General features: G+C 62.9%; 19 protein-coding genes. 7 read left to right on the plus strand and 12 right to left on the minus strand.

Going from position 1 to position 14,483, the window contains the following annotated elements:
- Positions 1-136 precede the first annotated feature (136 nt).
- Positions 137-874, plus strand: coding sequence for a Spy/CpxP family protein refolding chaperone (locus tag ACZIRK_RS13005; RefSeq protein ID WP_463327430.1), 738 nt, complete (start codon positions 137-139; stop codon positions 872-874).
- A gap of 265 nt (positions 875-1,139) precedes the next feature.
- On the opposite strand, the gene ACZIRK_RS13010 is transcribed toward ACZIRK_RS13005, so the two are convergent.
- The 6 genes from ACZIRK_RS13010 to ACZIRK_RS13035 form a co-directional block, all read right to left on the minus strand.
- Positions 1,140-1,541: a VOC family protein gene (locus tag ACZIRK_RS13010; protein ID WP_130227519.1), complete on the minus strand. Its 402-nt coding sequence runs from the start codon at positions 1,539-1,541 to the stop codon at positions 1,140-1,142.
- A 17-nt stretch (positions 1,542-1,558) separates the two neighbouring features.
- Entirely contained in the window at positions 1,559-2,746 is a 1,188-nt protein-coding gene (locus ACZIRK_RS13015) for an acyl-CoA dehydrogenase family protein (protein WP_463327431.1), read from the minus strand.
- Positions 2,747-2,759: 13 nt separating this feature from the next.
- Positions 2,760-4,166 carry an MFS transporter gene (locus tag ACZIRK_RS13020; protein ID WP_028166443.1) on the minus strand — a complete coding sequence of 469 codons (1,407 nt, stop codon included), beginning with the start codon at positions 4,164-4,166 and terminating at the stop codon, positions 2,760-2,762.
- Positions 4,167-4,356: 190 nt separating this feature from the next.
- Positions 4,357-4,989, minus strand: a complete 633-nt coding sequence (locus ACZIRK_RS13025; RefSeq protein WP_463327456.1) for a DsbA family protein — start codon at positions 4,987-4,989, stop codon at positions 4,357-4,359.
- 70 nt (positions 4,990-5,059) lie between these two features.
- Positions 5,060-5,791: a DUF3750 domain-containing protein gene (locus ACZIRK_RS13030; protein WP_130227522.1), complete on the minus strand. Its 732-nt coding sequence runs from the start codon at positions 5,789-5,791 to the stop codon at positions 5,060-5,062.
- An 89-nt stretch (positions 5,792-5,880) separates the two neighbouring features.
- Complete coding sequence (locus ACZIRK_RS13035) at positions 5,881-7,098, minus strand: MFS transporter (RefSeq protein WP_130227523.1); 1,218 nt, start codon at positions 7,096-7,098, stop codon at positions 5,881-5,883.
- Positions 7,099-7,134: 36 nt separating this feature from the next.
- On the opposite strand from ACZIRK_RS13035, the gene ACZIRK_RS13040 reads away from it, so the two are divergent.
- Complete coding sequence (locus ACZIRK_RS13040) at positions 7,135-7,413, plus strand: hypothetical protein (RefSeq protein WP_028166440.1); 279 nt, start codon at positions 7,135-7,137, stop codon at positions 7,411-7,413.
- A gap of 154 nt (positions 7,414-7,567) precedes the next feature.
- Here ACZIRK_RS13040 and ACZIRK_RS13045 read toward each other — a convergent pair whose 3' ends face one another.
- The gene (locus ACZIRK_RS13045) at positions 7,568-9,637 is read right to left on the minus strand and encodes an ATP-dependent helicase (protein WP_463327432.1); all 2,070 of its coding nucleotides are present in this window, start codon (positions 9,635-9,637) and stop codon (positions 7,568-7,570) included.
- Between the two features lie 107 nt (positions 9,638-9,744).
- Here ACZIRK_RS13045 and ACZIRK_RS13050 point away from each other — a divergent pair, with 107 nt between their 5' ends.
- Positions 9,745-10,002 (plus strand): hypothetical protein, encoded by a 258-nt coding sequence (locus ACZIRK_RS13050; RefSeq protein ID WP_028166438.1) that lies wholly within the window; start codon positions 9,745-9,747, stop codon positions 10,000-10,002.
- An 82-nt stretch (positions 10,003-10,084) separates the two neighbouring features.
- Here the strand turns inward: ACZIRK_RS13050 and ACZIRK_RS13055 are convergent, their stop codons facing one another.
- Positions 10,085-10,339, minus strand: a complete 255-nt coding sequence (locus tag ACZIRK_RS13055; protein ID WP_130227524.1) for a hypothetical protein — start codon at positions 10,337-10,339, stop codon at positions 10,085-10,087.
- A gap of 86 nt (positions 10,340-10,425) precedes the next feature.
- Positions 10,426-10,614 (minus strand): DUF3072 domain-containing protein, encoded by a 189-nt coding sequence (locus ACZIRK_RS13060; protein ID WP_245474843.1) that lies wholly within the window; start codon positions 10,612-10,614, stop codon positions 10,426-10,428.
- A 78-nt stretch (positions 10,615-10,692) separates the two neighbouring features.
- Here ACZIRK_RS13060 and ACZIRK_RS13065 point away from each other — a divergent pair, with 78 nt between their 5' ends.
- The 4 genes from ACZIRK_RS13065 to ACZIRK_RS13080 all read left to right on the plus strand — a co-directional run bounded on the left by ACZIRK_RS13065 (position 10,693) and on the right by ACZIRK_RS13080 (position 11,810).
- Positions 10,693-10,947, plus strand: a complete 255-nt coding sequence (locus ACZIRK_RS13065) for a hypothetical protein (RefSeq protein WP_245287457.1) — start codon at positions 10,693-10,695, stop codon at positions 10,945-10,947.
- A gap of 137 nt (positions 10,948-11,084) precedes the next feature.
- Positions 11,085-11,330 (plus strand): hypothetical protein, encoded by a 246-nt coding sequence (locus ACZIRK_RS13070; protein WP_130227525.1) that lies wholly within the window; start codon positions 11,085-11,087, stop codon positions 11,328-11,330.
- Positions 11,331-11,397: 67 nt separating this feature from the next.
- Positions 11,398-11,556, plus strand: a complete 159-nt coding sequence (locus ACZIRK_RS13075; protein WP_165435335.1) for a hypothetical protein — start codon at positions 11,398-11,400, stop codon at positions 11,554-11,556.
- 26 nt (positions 11,557-11,582) lie between these two features.
- Entirely contained in the window at positions 11,583-11,810 is a 228-nt protein-coding gene (locus ACZIRK_RS13080; protein WP_035691254.1) for a DUF6894 family protein, read from the plus strand.
- A 118-nt stretch (positions 11,811-11,928) separates the two neighbouring features.
- Here the strand turns inward: ACZIRK_RS13080 and ACZIRK_RS13085 are convergent, their stop codons facing one another.
- From ACZIRK_RS13085 to ACZIRK_RS13095, 3 genes are all read right to left on the minus strand, one after another.
- The gene (locus ACZIRK_RS13085; protein ID WP_207231066.1) at positions 11,929-12,372 is read right to left on the minus strand and encodes a hypothetical protein; all 444 of its coding nucleotides are present in this window, start codon (positions 12,370-12,372) and stop codon (positions 11,929-11,931) included.
- A 102-nt stretch (positions 12,373-12,474) separates the two neighbouring features.
- Positions 12,475-12,636: a hypothetical protein gene (locus tag ACZIRK_RS13090; RefSeq protein ID WP_165435337.1), complete on the minus strand. Its 162-nt coding sequence runs from the start codon at positions 12,634-12,636 to the stop codon at positions 12,475-12,477.
- 106 nt (positions 12,637-12,742) lie between these two features.
- Positions 12,743-14,251, minus strand: coding sequence for a PAS domain-containing sensor histidine kinase (locus ACZIRK_RS13095; RefSeq protein ID WP_130227527.1), 1,509 nt, complete (start codon positions 14,249-14,251; stop codon positions 12,743-12,745).
- Positions 14,252-14,483 lie beyond the last annotated feature (232 nt).

The raw sequence follows: 14,483 nt of genomic DNA on the forward strand, positions 1-14,483 counted from the left end.
ATCTTTGCGCTATGCCTGCCGCAGGGCGTTTTTTTGCGGCGCACGCGAATGAGGGGACGCGACAGGTAGACCTGCTTGCGGGGAGAACGATAAAGTCCGGGGATCGGCGGCGCTTCAGCCGCGATCACGATCGATCATGGAGACTCCGATAATGCCAAGCTTGGTATCGAAGCAGCGTGCGCGCTTGAGGCTCTGCGCCGCGCTGGCGGCGGCTGCCATCCTGTTCTTCAATGCCTCCCCGCGCGCGGAGGCGCAGGGCTTGATCCAGGGCGTCCAGCAGGGGGCTCGTGAAGGCAACAAGGCTGCCGGGCCGGTCGGTGGCGTCTTGGGCGGCGCAATTGGAGGTGTGGTTGGCGTGGTCACGGGGGTGACCGGCGTGCTCACCGGCACCAACCCCAACAGCAACCCGGCGCCAGCGGACAGGCAAGGCGCTCCAGCCAAGAACAGCAAGGCCGCGAAGGCCAAGGACAAAGCCGCCAAGCAGCCGCAGATGCTGACCCAGGCGGGCGTGCCGCAGCTCACCGCCGAACAAATCGTCGCCACCAGCGACGCCAACATCGAGCGGATCAAGAAGGAGCTGAACCTCACACCCGAGCAGGAGAAGTATTGGGCGGGCTTCAATAGTGCGATGCACTATCTCGGTCATAACGGCGCCGATCGCGTGAATCTGCGCATTGCCCGCGCCAGGCGCGACCCGCCGGACGATATCGTGGAGCAGATGCGCAATGAGGCCCAGTTCCTCAACGACCGCGCCGTCGACCAGCGCAACGTCGCCGATGCCGCCGAGCCGCTTTATGCGAGCCTCGACGACAAGCAGAAGCAGATCTTCATCAACGAAATGGTCCGCCTAAGCCACGAGCGGGGGCTGGACTAAGTGGGAGGGCACTTCGACGGCCGCCACGAATAGCCGGGTAACCATGCCCTGGGGTAGGTTGAAGGCGCGGCACCCGGCTATTCTGCCGCAGCGGCGCGGCCTCCCCAATCGTCATGCAAAGTTGAAGAAACCTCGACTGATTCACGCCCGACTTATGGCTGATTGAAGGTCTTGTCGGGAACCCGTTGGCGCAGCGTTACAAAATGGCATCGGCCAGCGCAGGCTGGCCGATGAACCGCGTACGGAACTTATCGCCGGGAGCCTTCTAAGCCTTGGCGAAGTTGAGTTCCACGCCGACCCCGTCCGGGTCATAGAAGAAGAACTGGGTGTCGCCGGTGCGTGGCACGATGCTTTCGCGGAACTTGATGTTGTGCTGCTGCAGGCGGCGACGCACGCCATCGACGTCGGTGGCGGAAAAGGCGATGTGGTCGAGCCGGCCGGTGTCTTCGTATTTCTTCTCGGTGCCGCGGACCACGATGGCCTCACGCGGCTTGCGGGTGCCCATCAGGTGCACGGTGGCGACGCCGCCGGAATAGAGCCAGTAGCCGGGGAAATCGAGCGGCGGCCGCTCGCCGTTCTCAAGACCCAGCACGTCGCAATAGAAGTTCTTGGTCCTTTCGAGGTCCTGCGGTTCGATCGTGTAATGCTGCAGTCGGCCGAGCGGCATGGTGTTCTCCTTGGAAGCTAAACGAAGGTGAGGTCGCAATCGGCACCCATCATCCAGGCGCCGACGGTTTCGAAATGGCTGAGCCGGCCCTGCAATTGCTGGGTCACGGTGTGGATGTCGCGGAAGCGGCGTTCGAGCGGATGGCCGTCGAAGATCGCGGTTGCGCCCGCGGCATTGTAGGCGAAGTCGACTGCCTCGCGCGCTTTGTGGATGGCGTGGGTGGCGGCCATGCGGATGGTGATCCGCTGCTCGACCGTGATGTCGTTGCCGGCGACGAGGTCTTTCCAGATGTCGGCCATCGATTGCAGCACGAAGCCGCGCGCGGCGCGCAGGTGGACTTCGGCCAAAGCCAGGCCGGACTGCACCACCGCGTTGTCGCGCAGCGGGCTCTTGGCGCCGCGCGGCACCTTGTTGCGCGCCACGTCGACGAAATTGTCGAGCGCACCGCGAGCGATGCCGCAAGCGACGCCGGCAAAGCCGACCTGGTAGCAGGTGCCTGACCCCATCCGGTAGAGCGGGCCGGCCTCGCGGCGCTCGCGCTCGAACTCGCGGGTGATCGAATGGTCCGCGCGGACGAAGAAGTCGTTCAGCGTGAACTGGTCGCTGGCGGTGCCGCGCAGGCCGACCGTGTTCCAGATGTCGGTCCATTCGACGTCCTCGGTCCGCACCAGCATGGTGCGCTCGATCTGCGCGCCATTGGCGTCGCATTTCGGCGAGCCGTCAGCCGCATAGACCGGGCAATGCGCGCCGAGCCAGGTGGCGTGTCGCCCGCCGGAAGCGAACGACCAGACGCCGGTGACGCGGTAGCCACCTGCGCATTCGACTGCCTTCACCCTTGGGCCGGGACCCCAGGCCAGCACCGCGCGGGGATCGCCGAACACCGCATGCGCAACCGGCAAATCGAGATAGGCAGCCGCCATCGCGCAACCGCCGGCCTGGCTCAGACACCATGCCGTCGAGGCGTCGGCCTGCGCGATGGTCTCCATGACATGGAAGAAGGTGAGGGGATCGGTCTCGATCCCCTGCGACGACCGCGGCAGCAACAGGCGAAACAGCCTGTGGTCATGGAGCTGGTCGAGCAGCGCCGGCGGCAACCGGCGCGTTTGCTCGATCTCGTTTGCGGCCGCTGCGACCAGCGGCTGGACCGCTTTCGCGCGGGCGATCACGGCCGGATCGCCCGCAAGTTCGGCAGATGTCGCGATCATCGTTCAAAGCTCCTCAGGCTTGCCGAACCGACGCGGTCGCCGCTACGTCGGCTTCGCCCGTCAGCTCGCGATCGATCTGTTCGATCGATTTGCCCCTGGTCTCGATGCCAAGGAAGTAATAGACGGCGCCCGCCATCAGGAACCAGCATCCGAGATAGACGAAGGCGGTCGGGATTTGCGTCAGCGGCACATCAGGCTTCAGGTAGTTGCTGGAGCCGACGATCAGCGCAAGACCGACCGGACCGATGATCTTGCCGATGCCGCCGAAGCCATAGGCCGAGCCCATACCGGTGGTGCGCAGATGCGAGGGCCAGACCTCCGCCGCATAAGGCCCGACAATGGCAAAGCCGCCATCGGCGAAGAAGAATGCCAGGGTCAACAGCAGCCAGAACGCGGAGACGCCGAACAGCGTCGCGTCGTAATGATAGCCCGCGATGATCGTCAGCGCGCCCGCGCCGAAACCGAGCAGCCCACCGGAGGTCCGCCGTCCCAGGAGCTCCGAGAGAAAGGAAAAAGAGATGCGGCCGAGGAAGCCCGACACACTGAGCAGGATCATCATCTTGGCGGCTTCCTGCGGCGTCACCTTCAGAAGCAGTACGAACAGCGCCGGCGCCCACAGGGTGATGCCGTAAACGCCGGTCTGCGCGCCCGCATTGCCGAGCCAGGAGACGATCAGGCTGCGCGGATATTTGAAGAGATCAAGCCAGCTCGTCTTGATCACCGGGCCGGCATCGGCCGCCGTCGGCAGCGGGAGGGAGGACGGCTCCACTTGCAGCGCCCAGGCGAGCGACTTGCGTGCTTCCTCGTAGCGACCCTGGCGGCACAGCCAGCGCGGGCTCTCGGGAACCCAGAGCCGGACCAGCAGCACCAGCAGGGACGGCAGCACGCCGATCGCAAACATGAGCCGCCACTGGTCGGAGCCCATGAACGCCCCAAGGACGGCGCCGAGCCCGACGCCGAGCGGGATCACGCAGGTGACGAGGCCGCCGACCCAGCCGCGCTTGTGCGAGGGCACGAACTCCTGCACCAGCGGCAGGTCCACGCAATAGAGCCCGCCGACGCCGGTGCCGACGAAGAAGCGCAGCACCGCGAGATAGATCCAGCCGTTATCGGGGGTAAAGTACAGAAGGCCCGTGGCGATGGAGAAGTTGAGTACGGTGCCGATGAATACGATCCGGCGGCCGACCCGGTCGGCGAGCCAGCCCCAGACATAGGCTCCGATGATGGCGCCGATGCCGGAGCTCATCAGGACGGTCGCCGACTGTCCGAAGGTGAGCTTCCACGGCCCGATCAGGAAGGCGAGCACGAAGCCGATCAGGAAATAATCGAAGAATTCCAGCGCGTCGCCGATGATGGCAGCCGAAAGGATCTTGATCTGGTTGCCGGTCAGACTCCTCCGGCGATCGAGAATCTCGAACATGGCGTTTCCCCTTGGCGCCTGTTCATTTGATTCAAGCGGGCGTCGCGCCCATCGCCCCGCCTATGGACGACGAAGCTATCCTTGAGCTGCGGCGAACGACAAGCCCACCAGCACGCGGAGCACGTCTGCGTTGTAACAATGAGGCGATGTATCCCGCTCTGCACAATCGCATGTGCGAGAGCGGGGCGTTCTAGCGCTTGAGCAGGGTCTTGAGCTTCGCGTCCAGCTCTTCGTAGGACATCGCGCCTTTCCATTGTTCGCCATTGACGAAGAAGGTTGGCGTGGCGTCGACCTTGAGCGTCTCCATTGCGTAGCGCTGGTCGGCGGCGATCTTGTCGAGCAGCGCTTGGTCGGTCTCGCAGGTTTCGACGTCCTGCTCGCTCAACCCGTTCAGCTTGCCGACCAGAAACAGCGTTTCCTTTGTTTGATCCATCAGGCGGGCCTGCTGCTTGAACATTGTCTCAATGACGGCGAAGTGCTTTTCGGCATCGTCCTTGCCGATGCAGCGCACCAACATCGAGGCGGCTGCGGCCTTGATGTCGAGCGGGAATTCGCGAAACACGAACCGGACCTTGCCGGTGTCGATATATTTCGAGCGCAGCATCGGAAAGACATTCTCGCCGAATGCCGCGCAATGCGGACAGCTCATCGAGGCATATTCGACGATCGTTACTGGCGCCTTCGGTGAGCCGATTGCGATGTCAGGCAATGATACGGGCTTGGCGACGGCTGCAGCGGTCGCGCTTTGTGCCTTTGCCTCCCGATCTGTCGGCGGACCAAGGAAAGCAAGCAGGACAATGAACCCCAAGGCGGCGCTGGTCATATGACTGAGAACAGGCAACGAGATACTCCGCGAGTGAATAGCTTCTTCTGACAACCAGCCCGGTAGCCAGCTATGACCGGGCAAGCGGCAGGCCGAGCCGGCCGACGCCCGGGAACTTCAGGGCAGGGCGACGGATATCGATGCCAAGGACTCCGCCGAACAAGTTCAACTCGATCCCTTCGATCCAGCCGATCGTCAGACCGAGATAACCGCCCAATGTGGCGAAGACACCGGTGCGCGACGCGGTGACGCCGTACCACTCGCCCCGGTAAGGATAGTCCTTGCCGATCGCCGTCGGCGGTAGCACCGCTTGCAGTTCCGGCACGGCGTCGAGTGCCGCCTGAACAAACGTGTTCGAGTTCGGGCCCGGCCAGGCGCTGTAATCGCCATAGTCGCGAAACCTGTAATTCTCGATGACCGCCCGGATCTTCGGGATCAGCGGCTCGGCGTTCGCGCCGTCCACGCTGACGATTGCTTCCGGCACGGCACCGAACCATCGGCCGTCGGCCTCGAAGCCGTCGACCCGGATCGGTTGCCCCCACGCCGTGTAGTCATAGCGGCTGTAGCGCGGCGCATCCTGTTCCTTGACCACGATCCAGGTGTGGACCGCAAAAATCCCGCGCCAGCGCACGGTGCGCGCAGCATAAACTCGGACGACGGCGGCCGGATGCTCGGAGGCTTTCGGCAGCAGGCCGGCGCTCGATCGGTCGGCCGTCTGCCAATCGACGCGCCTGTCTCCTAGCAAATAGGCGACCGTCGAAAAGGCAAGCGGAACGACAATCAGAAGGACGAGAATGACCACGGATTTCTTCACAGAGGGACATCGGCGGAAGGATGGTCATGTCGATCTAGTCATTCTGGTCCGCCGGAACCAGATCGGGCCAGCGGGCATCAATATTTCTTCATCTCGGGGGCGAAGCCGACCCACAGCGCGACCGAGACCAGGCCGAGTGCGCCGAGTAGGACGAATGTCGGCGGATAGCCGATCCATTGCGCGATCCAGCCGCCGAGCGCGGGGCTGAGCGAAGCGCCGATGCCTTGAACGGTGATCACCGCGCCCTGTCCGAGATTGATACGGCCGGTCCCGTTCAGCGAGCGGGCGACCATTCCCGGGACCGCGACACTCTGCAGGCCGGCGCCGATGCCGTCGAGAATTTGCACGGGCACTACGCCCCACCAGCCCGTGAGGAAGAACGCGAGGATGCCGCGCAGCGGCAGTGCCAGGAAGGACGCGAGCAGCACCGGCCAATAGCTGCGGTTTTCCGCCGCGCGCATGCCGACGATCGAGGTCACGATCATGACGGCCTGCGCGATCACAATCGTGGTCGCCACGAAATCCGGCCCCTTGGCAAAGCCATCGGCAACCGCCGCCAACCCATACAGCGGAAGGATCGCGGCATTGCCGAGATGGAAGGCCGCCAATGCCAATGCGAGGACGAGCAGCGCCTTGTGCCTCGCCAGCACCGTGAAGCCGCTTGGCTGGCTCTCCGGATCATCCTCTTTGGTGCCACGCGCAGCCCTGTTGTCGATGGCGTCGGCAGGGATCAGAAGAACGCATGCGATCGCAATGGCGCCGAAGAGCGCCGCCAGCAGGAACACGGCCGTGTAGCCGTATTTCCAACCGAGATAGCCCGATACGGCCGCGCCGACCATGTTGCCGGCATGGTTGAAGGCCTGGTTGCGGCCGTTCTGCCGGTTGAAGCCCTTCTGCCTCACGATGCCAAGCGCGATGCCGGTGACGGCGGGAACGATGGCGGCGCCGGCAAGCGAGGTTGCGATTTGCGATGCGGCGACGGCCCAGAAGTTTTGCGACAGCAGAATGAGGGCCGAGGCGGTGACAACGGCGACGCCCGGCACGATCACCCAGGCGCGCTTGTGCCGGCTTGCATCGATGAAGCCGCCGATCGGCGTCGTGATCAGCATGCCCGCGACGTTGCCTATCGTCATCGCGGTCCCAATCCAGCCGCTCGCCCAGCCGTGCGCCTGCAGGAAGACGCCGACGAACGGCCCGATTCCGGACTGCATGTCGGCCATGAAGAAGTTCAGAGCGAGCAGGGGCCACAGCCGCGCCGCCTTGTCCGCTCGCTCATTCTTCTTGCTGACACGCATGACAAGTAGACTCTCGGCCGGTTAAGCGATCACCAGATGATTCTCCAAGACCGACGGCGGGCTTCCACCGCAGCGGTCGGAACAAAGCGCTGGATCATGAATTTGAAGGCGATGGTTCAAATCGACGTTCTTGAAAAACCGATCGAACGCATCAAGGAAACCTGCGTGATGATGGGCATCACGGAGAAGTTCGAGCGTGCGCTTCCGGAGCTCGAGACGTTCCTGGAAGGCGAAGTAGCGAAGGGCGAGACCCGCGAGACGCGGCTGACTTACGATGGACTCTGCTACCTCAAGCAGATCTTCGCGAGAAAGTAACAGCACGGCACACGGGAAGGTTTTCACGACTGCTCATCGGACGACGGCTCTGGCGCGGCTTCAGCATCCGCCACGGGCCATCGCAAAAGTTTTTGCACCTGGCATCGACGCATCAACGTGGCGCGGTAGCGATCGTTCCCGATCGCCGTCGCAGCTAGCGCCACATCCCGCGCATCTTGGCGCGGATGTCGACCGGCGCTGCACGATCTGCCGGCGCGGCGGTCGCCGGACGCGCAATCGGCCAGGTGGTGCGCTCGAACAGCGGCACCAGCCTCTCCGGGATGAAACGCGTGCGCGAGGCGTACATGTGCCGGTCGCCTTTGGCGCTCTGGCCGTGCACGAAGAAGCGCTGCGGCAGGATCAGGTGCAGATCATCCTTGGCGCGGGTCATGGCGACGTAGAGCAGGCGGCGTTCCTCTTCCAGCTCGGCGCTGGTCCCGGCGCCGAGATCGGAGGGCATGCAGCCGTCGACGACGTTGAGCACGAAGACCGACTTCCATTCCTGTCCCTTGGCGGAATGGATCGTCGAGAGGATCAGATAGTCCTCGTCGAGCAAAGGCGGGCCGGCCTGGTCGCTGGTCGCATCCGGCGGATCGAGCGTGAGCTCGGTCAGGAAGCGCTCGCGCGACGGATAGCCGCTTGCGATCTGTTCGAGCTGGATCAAATCCGCGCGGCGGACCTCGGCGTCCTCGTGGATGCGGTCGAGATGCGGCTCGTACCACAGCCGTGCCCGCTCGATATCGACGGGCCACTCGGAATAGCGGAGGTTCTCGATCGCGCGGACAAATCCCTTCCAATCTTCGCCAGCGCGCGGCGGCGAGGGCAAGGTGCAGAGTGCGGCAATCGGGTCGGCAGCCTCGGCCATGCGTTCGAGCACCCGCTGCGCCGAGCTTGGCCCGACGCCCGGCAGCAAATGCAGGATGCGGAAACCGGCGACGCGGTCGCGCGGATTCTCCACGAAGCGCAATAACGCCAGCATGTCCTTGACATGGGCGGCGTCGAGGAATTTCAGGCCGCCGAACTTCACGAAGGGAATGTTGCGGCGGGTGAGTTCGACTTCCAGCGGACCGCTATGCGAGGAGGTGCGAAACAAGACCGCCTGGTGCTTGAGCAACGCGCCTTCCTCGCGGTTCGCCAGGACCTGCTCGACGATGTAGCGCGCCTGATCGGCCTCGTCGCGGACGGCGACGAGCTGTGGCCTGCGCGACGATGTCCGCTCGGTCCAGAGATTCTTCGTGAAGCGCTCCTTGGCCAGCGCAATCACGCCGTTTGCGGCCGATAGGATCGGCTCGGTCGAGCGATAGTTGCGATCGAGCGTGATGAGCTCCGCCCTCGGCGTAAACTGATCCGGAAAATCCAGGATGTTGCGGACAGTGGCGGCGCGGAACGAATAGATCGACTGCGCGTCGTCGCCCACGACCGTAAGCCCGCTCCCTCCGGGTTTCAGTGCGAGCAGGATCGATGATTGCAGGCGGTTGGTGTCTTGGTATTCGTCGACCATGACGTGGTCGAAGCGGCCACCGATCTCGTCGGCAAGCGCAGCGTCGGTCACCATCTGCGCCCAATAGAGCAGGAGGTCGTCATAATCGAGTACGTTCTGTTGCTGCTTGGCGTCGACATAAGCAGCAAACAGGCGCTTCAGTTCATCCGCCCAGCCCGAGCACCAGGGATAGAACATGCCGAGCACGCTCTCGATCGGCGTCTCGGAATTGACGCAGCGGGAATAGATCGCAAGGCAAGTGCCCTTGGTCGGGAAGCGGCTCTCGGTTTTGGAGAAGCCGAGATCGTGCCGGACGAGGTTGATGAGGTCGGCGGAATCCTCGCGGTCATGGATGGTGAAGGCAGGATCGAGCCCGATCCGCTCGGAATATTCCCGGAGCAGCCGCGCGCCGATGCCGTGAAAGGTGCCGGACCAAGTGAGCGCATCGGTCATGACGCCCGCGTTGTCGCCGAGCACGCGGCGGGCGATTCGTTCGACGCGCTTGGTCATTTCCGCCGCCGCGTGGCGCGAGAAGGTCATCAGGAGGATGCGGCGTGGGTCAGCACCGCTGACGATCAGATGCGCAACGCGGTGCGCCAGCGTGTTGGTCTTGCCTGATCCGGCGCCGGCGATCACCAGAAGCGGCGCGCCAATGGTTCCATCCGGCCCGACGCCGTGTTCGACGGCGCGCCGTTGCGCAGGATTGAGCGCATCCAGATATGTGTCTTTGCTGTCCGCGAGCACGAATCACCCCGGAGAAAGCTAACAGAGATCGGGCCTGTGGGGATGAAGGTCCAGGGCGGGAGATAGAATTAGATTGACTTTGGCTACGCCCGTTGCACAACCGCGTCATGGGTGACGTATCGAGTTCCGACACACCGCTGAAGGCGACGTTCAAGATCAAGCTGAACGGCGAGACCGTCACGATTGCGACCGTCGGCCAGGCCTATCGCTTCATCACCAATCTGAACTCGGTGGAGTGGATGGAATTCCGCACGCTGCACGACGAGGCGGTCAGCGCGCTGGAGAAAGCCGCCGACAACGCGATGCTGGCGATCCCGGCGACTAATGCGCTGCGCGCGCTGTTCGTGCGCGCAAAACTGCTCTGACAGGAAACGGGGCGCCTGGTCTCCAAGGCCACCCCGGATTGCCGCAGAGAGCCGCGATTCGGCCATGCCCCTGCGAACACGGTCACAGCGCGTCCTCCGCCAGCAAGCGGTCATAGGCGAGCGCGGAGCGCAGGTTGATGGCGGCGATCTTCAGATAGCGCGATTCCTTCATGGCATTGTTCAGCATCAGGATCGCCGTTCGCCAGTGAACGCGTTCGCGCTGATCCTCAGTGAGTGATGAAAAGAAATCCGCCACGTCGCCAACGGTCGCGATCGTCCGCCCGTCCCTCAACGCAAGCGGGAACGGGAGCGGCGAATTCCTTTCGATATCCAGCAAGAGACGCTCCGGGCAACGACCAACCGACGCTTAAGTCACCCGGCTATATCATTTGTTAACAGGAGGCGAGGGGCTGCCAGCATCGGCTAGAAGGAATCCGCCAGCGCGATTTCCGCCTCGAGCGCCTGAATACGCCGCTCGGCTTCTTCAAAGCTCAGATCCGCCGCGTATTGCCTGGGCTGGTAGGCCTCTTCCGCAAGACCCTTCAATCGCAATGCCTGAGCGCGGGTCATTTGAGCACTGGCGCGCTCGCGTACCCCGCCATATTTCGCCACCGGTGTCCTCATGGTCCGCTGCCTCGTAGTCTCAAATCCGTGACTTGACTTTATGTTCTATTTTTGTTCTAACAGGCCATGGATAATAGAATTAATGAAATCCGTCGCAAGATCAGTGCGCTACGGGACGAGATGATCGTTGCCGAGGGCGTGGTCCGCGATCAGGTCAATCACGATCACGATTGCACGGAGGCGGCGCGCCGGCTGCTTGCCATGCGCTCGGAGATGACTGAGCTGATCGGTCAGTGGAAAGCTGCCGGCGGCAGCGAACGGCTGCCCGACGTCAGAGAGCACCTGAAACGCCAGCCGGTTGTGCGACCGAAGAAGGATTGAGCGCGCCAACCAGCCTCGCTAGCCGCGTTTGCGGATAGATAGGCGGGCAGTTGCGCGACAGCACAGCACGATGTGCTCCCGCCCGCTTCCAACCAGGAACGGACGTCGTCTCCGCGCGTTTTCACCGCAAGGAGACCATGACTGAGCCCTTGCCCATATTGATCGAAGATTCGGTGCAGATCGCCTGGGACTTTCTCCAGCGCGCCGGCGAGCTTGACGATGGCGCAGTCGCGAGCCGCTTTCTGGTCGACGATATCGAACTGATGGTGCGACGGGGAGAGCGGCGGCGCCTTCTGCTGGCGAACAGGGCGATCGACGACTATCGGCGCTTCAAGCACGGGCGCGCGATGCTGGTCGGGCGAGAGCTCGAACCTGCGACGTGACCGCGGCGGAGTGTCCGCGTTAGGAACAGATTTAGCGCTTGCGCTTGCTTCCTCCAGGAGGTGTCGCATGAGCAAGGAAACGCCACTCGATGATCCCCGGCAGCAGACCGACTGGGGTTCGCACAAGCAGACCGACAAACCGTGGAAGGAGAAGCCGGAGAAGGAGCAGCGATCCGGCGATCCGAAACCTGACCTCGAAAAGTGGCGGGAGAGCAATACCAGCTGAAGGCGGTCGCAGCCACGAGCATACCGATGACCCGCTATCACTTCTGGATTGTTGACCACGATCGGGCGCTCGATGCCATCGGACGACCGGTGGGTGACCGCGACCAGGCGCTCGTGCACGCCAAGCGGCTTGCGATCGATCTCGCTGAGAGCGGGCAGGAATATCTCGGCAAAGGTTATGCGGTCGTGGTGCTTGATGATGCCGGCATCGAGATTCATCGTGAAAGTATCGATACCGCCGAAAAGAGCGGCTGACGCGAACCAGGTCGATCTGCTCGGTGAACCGCGGCCGAGCAGTTGGCCGGTCTTTGGCAACCGGAATAGCGCAGCGAATATTGCGCCGCGTCGGCCCGATGCTCCCGTCCTTGGAATGTCAATCGACGATTGTTTCGGAAAGAGGCCGGTTCAGCCGGGAAAACCCGTGGAGGCGACCTTCCAGCAGGGCGTCCATGCCACGGCGGTGCAACAAGAGCAGTCCGACTGCAAGCTGGCGAAGATCGTTGCGGTCGGCGCCGACGGGGAGCCGGCGTGCGCGGCGCAGCGCGTCGGCCGCCTGTCGCTCCAATGGAGATCGCTTACGTTCCATAAGCTCGGCCCCCGGCGGCCATCGATAATAACTACATCGAATAGTGATAACATGGCCCATTTCAGCCGCCGCAACCGCCACATAGGTTAACTTCGGTGAGTTTTGTGTCGGACGGGAACGATGAATGACGATCGCAACCCGCTGCTCACACTGATCTCCTGCGTCATCTGCAGGAAGACAATGCGGCTCGAGCGGAGCGCGCCGGGCGAGGACGGCAAGGACGTCATTCAATATCGCTGCGAGCAATGCGGGCGCATCGAACGGGTCCGGCTCGTCCGGGGAAGCTGGCCGTCCACGAGTCAGGCCGGTTGATGGGGTCGCCAAGGCTTCAGATCAGGCCGCCGACGTGACCAACTCGGTGCCCGGATAGGCGACCATCCAATCGTCCAGCAATTCATCGGAGCTGGAATCGTCGAGCACGAGCGGACGGCATGCCGCCAAATCCCTCCCGTGCGCGAGCTTGCTGCGTTTCGGCGGTCTCCTGCGGGTGGTCATTGGCCATCAATGCTCCAGCGGCATTTCCCATGGCTGCCGCAACAACAGATCTGGGGGCGGGCAGGTTCCTGCGAGCCGCAAGAAATGGCGACCCGCGCCGCGGGGGTCAGTCGTGCCCGGTCAGCTTGGACAGCTCACGGCTGAGCTCGTGAAGCTGGTAGGGCTTGCGGAGGATTGGAAAATCCATCCTGACGTGCTTGACGGAATCGGAATAACCGGTCGTGAGCAGGACTGGCAGCGTCGGATTTCGTTCTCTGATCTCGCGCGCCAGCTTCAGTCCGTCCATCTTGCCGGGCATGATGATGTCGCTGAATACGAGGTCGACATCGTCAGCCTCGATCTCTTGCAGCGCCGTCTCGGCGTTAGGCACCCAGCGGACGGTGTAGCCGAGTTGCTCGAGCAGCCCGGCACTTGCGTCGGCCACAGCGGGATTGTCCTCGACCAGCAGGACGGTCGCGGAGGCTTGCTTGTTCAAGCTCCCCTGTTCGTGATGCTCGGCCGCGCTGCTGCGGGGCAAGCGGAGACGGACCTTGGTGCCCGTGCCAAGCGCGCTTTCGATCTCGATCGTCCCGCCGGCTTGGTGGACGAAGCCATGCACTTGGGAGAGGCCGAGGCCAGTTCCCTTGCCGATGGGCTTGGTCGTGAAAAAGGGATCGAACACCTTGCTGAGCACATCTTGTGGAATGCCCGCGCCGGTATCCTCGACTGAAATCAGAACCTGATCCTTGTCCAAATCATTGCGCGCCGAGATGGTGACGGTGCCGCCTTCCGGCATCGCATCGCGGGCGTTGATGACAAGGTTGAGGAGGGCGGTTTCGAACTCGGTGGGATCGAGGAAGACCGGCCAGACGTTGGGCTGGATATCGATCTGCAACGTCACCATGCTGCCGAGGGCACTTGCCAACACCTCGCGCACCGACATGATCTGGCGATCGACGTCGATGGTCCGCGGATTGACGCTCTGTCGTCGGGCGAAGCTGAGGAGCTGGCTCGTCAGGGACGCTGCACGTTGAGTAGCGTTCTCGATCGCGCTCAGCGCGCGCAGGGCCTTCACGCTTGTTAGCTCCTTTTTGATCTTATGCAGATTGCCTGAGACGATCATCAAGAGATTGTTGAAGTCGTGCGCGACACCGCCGGTCAGTTGGCCGAGCGCGTCCATCTTCTGGGATTCCGCAAGCTGTCGCTGTATCTGCTCCAGCTTGAGCTGCGCTTCGCGTCGCTCCGTGATGTCGCGGGTGATCTTGGCAAAGCCGATCAGGCGGCCGGAGCGGTCGCGAATCGGGTCGATCACAACGCTCGCCCAGAAGAAGGAGCCATCCTTGCAGACGCGCCAGCCTTCCTCCTCGTAGTGGCCGGTCTCCTCGGCGATCTTCAACGCCCGTGCTGGCTTGCCCGCCGCCCGATCCGCCGGGGTATAAAAACGCGAGAAGTGCTGGCCGATGATTTCCTCGGATGAATAGCCCTTGATTCGCTCGCCACCGGCATTCCAGTTCACGACGATGCCCTGTGGGCTCAGCATGTAAAGGGCGTAGTCCGTGACGGCCTTGACCAGAAGACGGAAATTGCGCTCGCTCTCGAAATAGTCCCGTTCGAGCTGTTTGGTCTTCTTGGCCATATGAAATCCTGCCCCGCCGACAGCAAACGCCAAAGTGCGACCTTCGTTCCCGCTTTAGGCTTGGTCTAACAGCTTGCTGAGCAGTCGCAAAAAAGTTCCCGAGGACCCGGAACCTTCCGTCAGATCTCTCATTGGTATCGTTCGGCTGTCTCCGCGTGTTATCGCTCATTTTTTCGGTCTTGATTAGATCGCAACCTATCCGTCTTATGCATCCGATGGTCCGGAACTTCGA

Source organism: Bradyrhizobium sp. Leo114, assembly GCF_055229415.2.

Excerpts from the sequence above, each read along its gene's own strand:
- ACZIRK_RS13005 (WP_463327430.1), top strand. The coding sequence starts at position 137 with ATGGAGACTCCGATAATGCCAAGCTTGGTATCGAAGCAGCGTGCGCGC.
- ACZIRK_RS13015 (WP_463327431.1), bottom strand. The coding sequence starts at position 2,746 with ATGATCGCGACATCTGCCGAACTTGCGGGCGATCCGGCCGTGATCGCC.
- ACZIRK_RS13035 (WP_130227523.1), bottom strand. The coding sequence starts at position 7,098 with ATGCGTGTCAGCAAGAAGAATGAGCGAGCGGACAAGGCGGCGCGGCTG.
- ACZIRK_RS13070 (WP_130227525.1), top strand. The coding sequence starts at position 11,085 with ATGACTGAGCCCTTGCCCATATTGATCGAAGATTCGGTGCAGATCGCC.
- ACZIRK_RS13080 (WP_035691254.1), top strand. The coding sequence starts at position 11,583 with ATGACCCGCTATCACTTCTGGATTGTTGACCACGATCGGGCGCTCGAT.
- ACZIRK_RS13075 (WP_165435335.1), top strand. The coding sequence starts at position 11,398 with ATGAGCAAGGAAACGCCACTCGATGATCCCCGGCAGCAGACCGACTGG.
- ACZIRK_RS13010 (WP_130227519.1), bottom strand. The coding sequence starts at position 1,541 with ATGCCGCTCGGCCGACTGCAGCATTACACGATCGAACCGCAGGACCTC.
- ACZIRK_RS13065 (WP_245287457.1), top strand. The coding sequence starts at position 10,693 with ATGGATAATAGAATTAATGAAATCCGTCGCAAGATCAGTGCGCTACGG.
- ACZIRK_RS13025 (WP_463327456.1), bottom strand. The coding sequence starts at position 4,989 with ATGACCAGCGCCGCCTTGGGGTTCATTGTCCTGCTTGCTTTCCTTGGT.
- ACZIRK_RS13020 (WP_028166443.1), bottom strand. The coding sequence starts at position 4,166 with ATGTTCGAGATTCTCGATCGCCGGAGGAGTCTGACCGGCAACCAGATC.
- ACZIRK_RS13090 (WP_165435337.1), bottom strand. The coding sequence starts at position 12,636 with ATGACCACCCGCAGGAGACCGCCGAAACGCAGCAAGCTCGCGCACGGG.
- ACZIRK_RS13095 (WP_130227527.1), bottom strand. The coding sequence starts at position 14,251 with ATGGCCAAGAAGACCAAACAGCTCGAACGGGACTATTTCGAGAGCGAG.
- ACZIRK_RS13040 (WP_028166440.1), top strand. The coding sequence starts at position 7,135 with ATGATTCTCCAAGACCGACGGCGGGCTTCCACCGCAGCGGTCGGAACA.
- ACZIRK_RS13050 (WP_028166438.1), top strand. The coding sequence starts at position 9,745 with ATGGGTGACGTATCGAGTTCCGACACACCGCTGAAGGCGACGTTCAAG.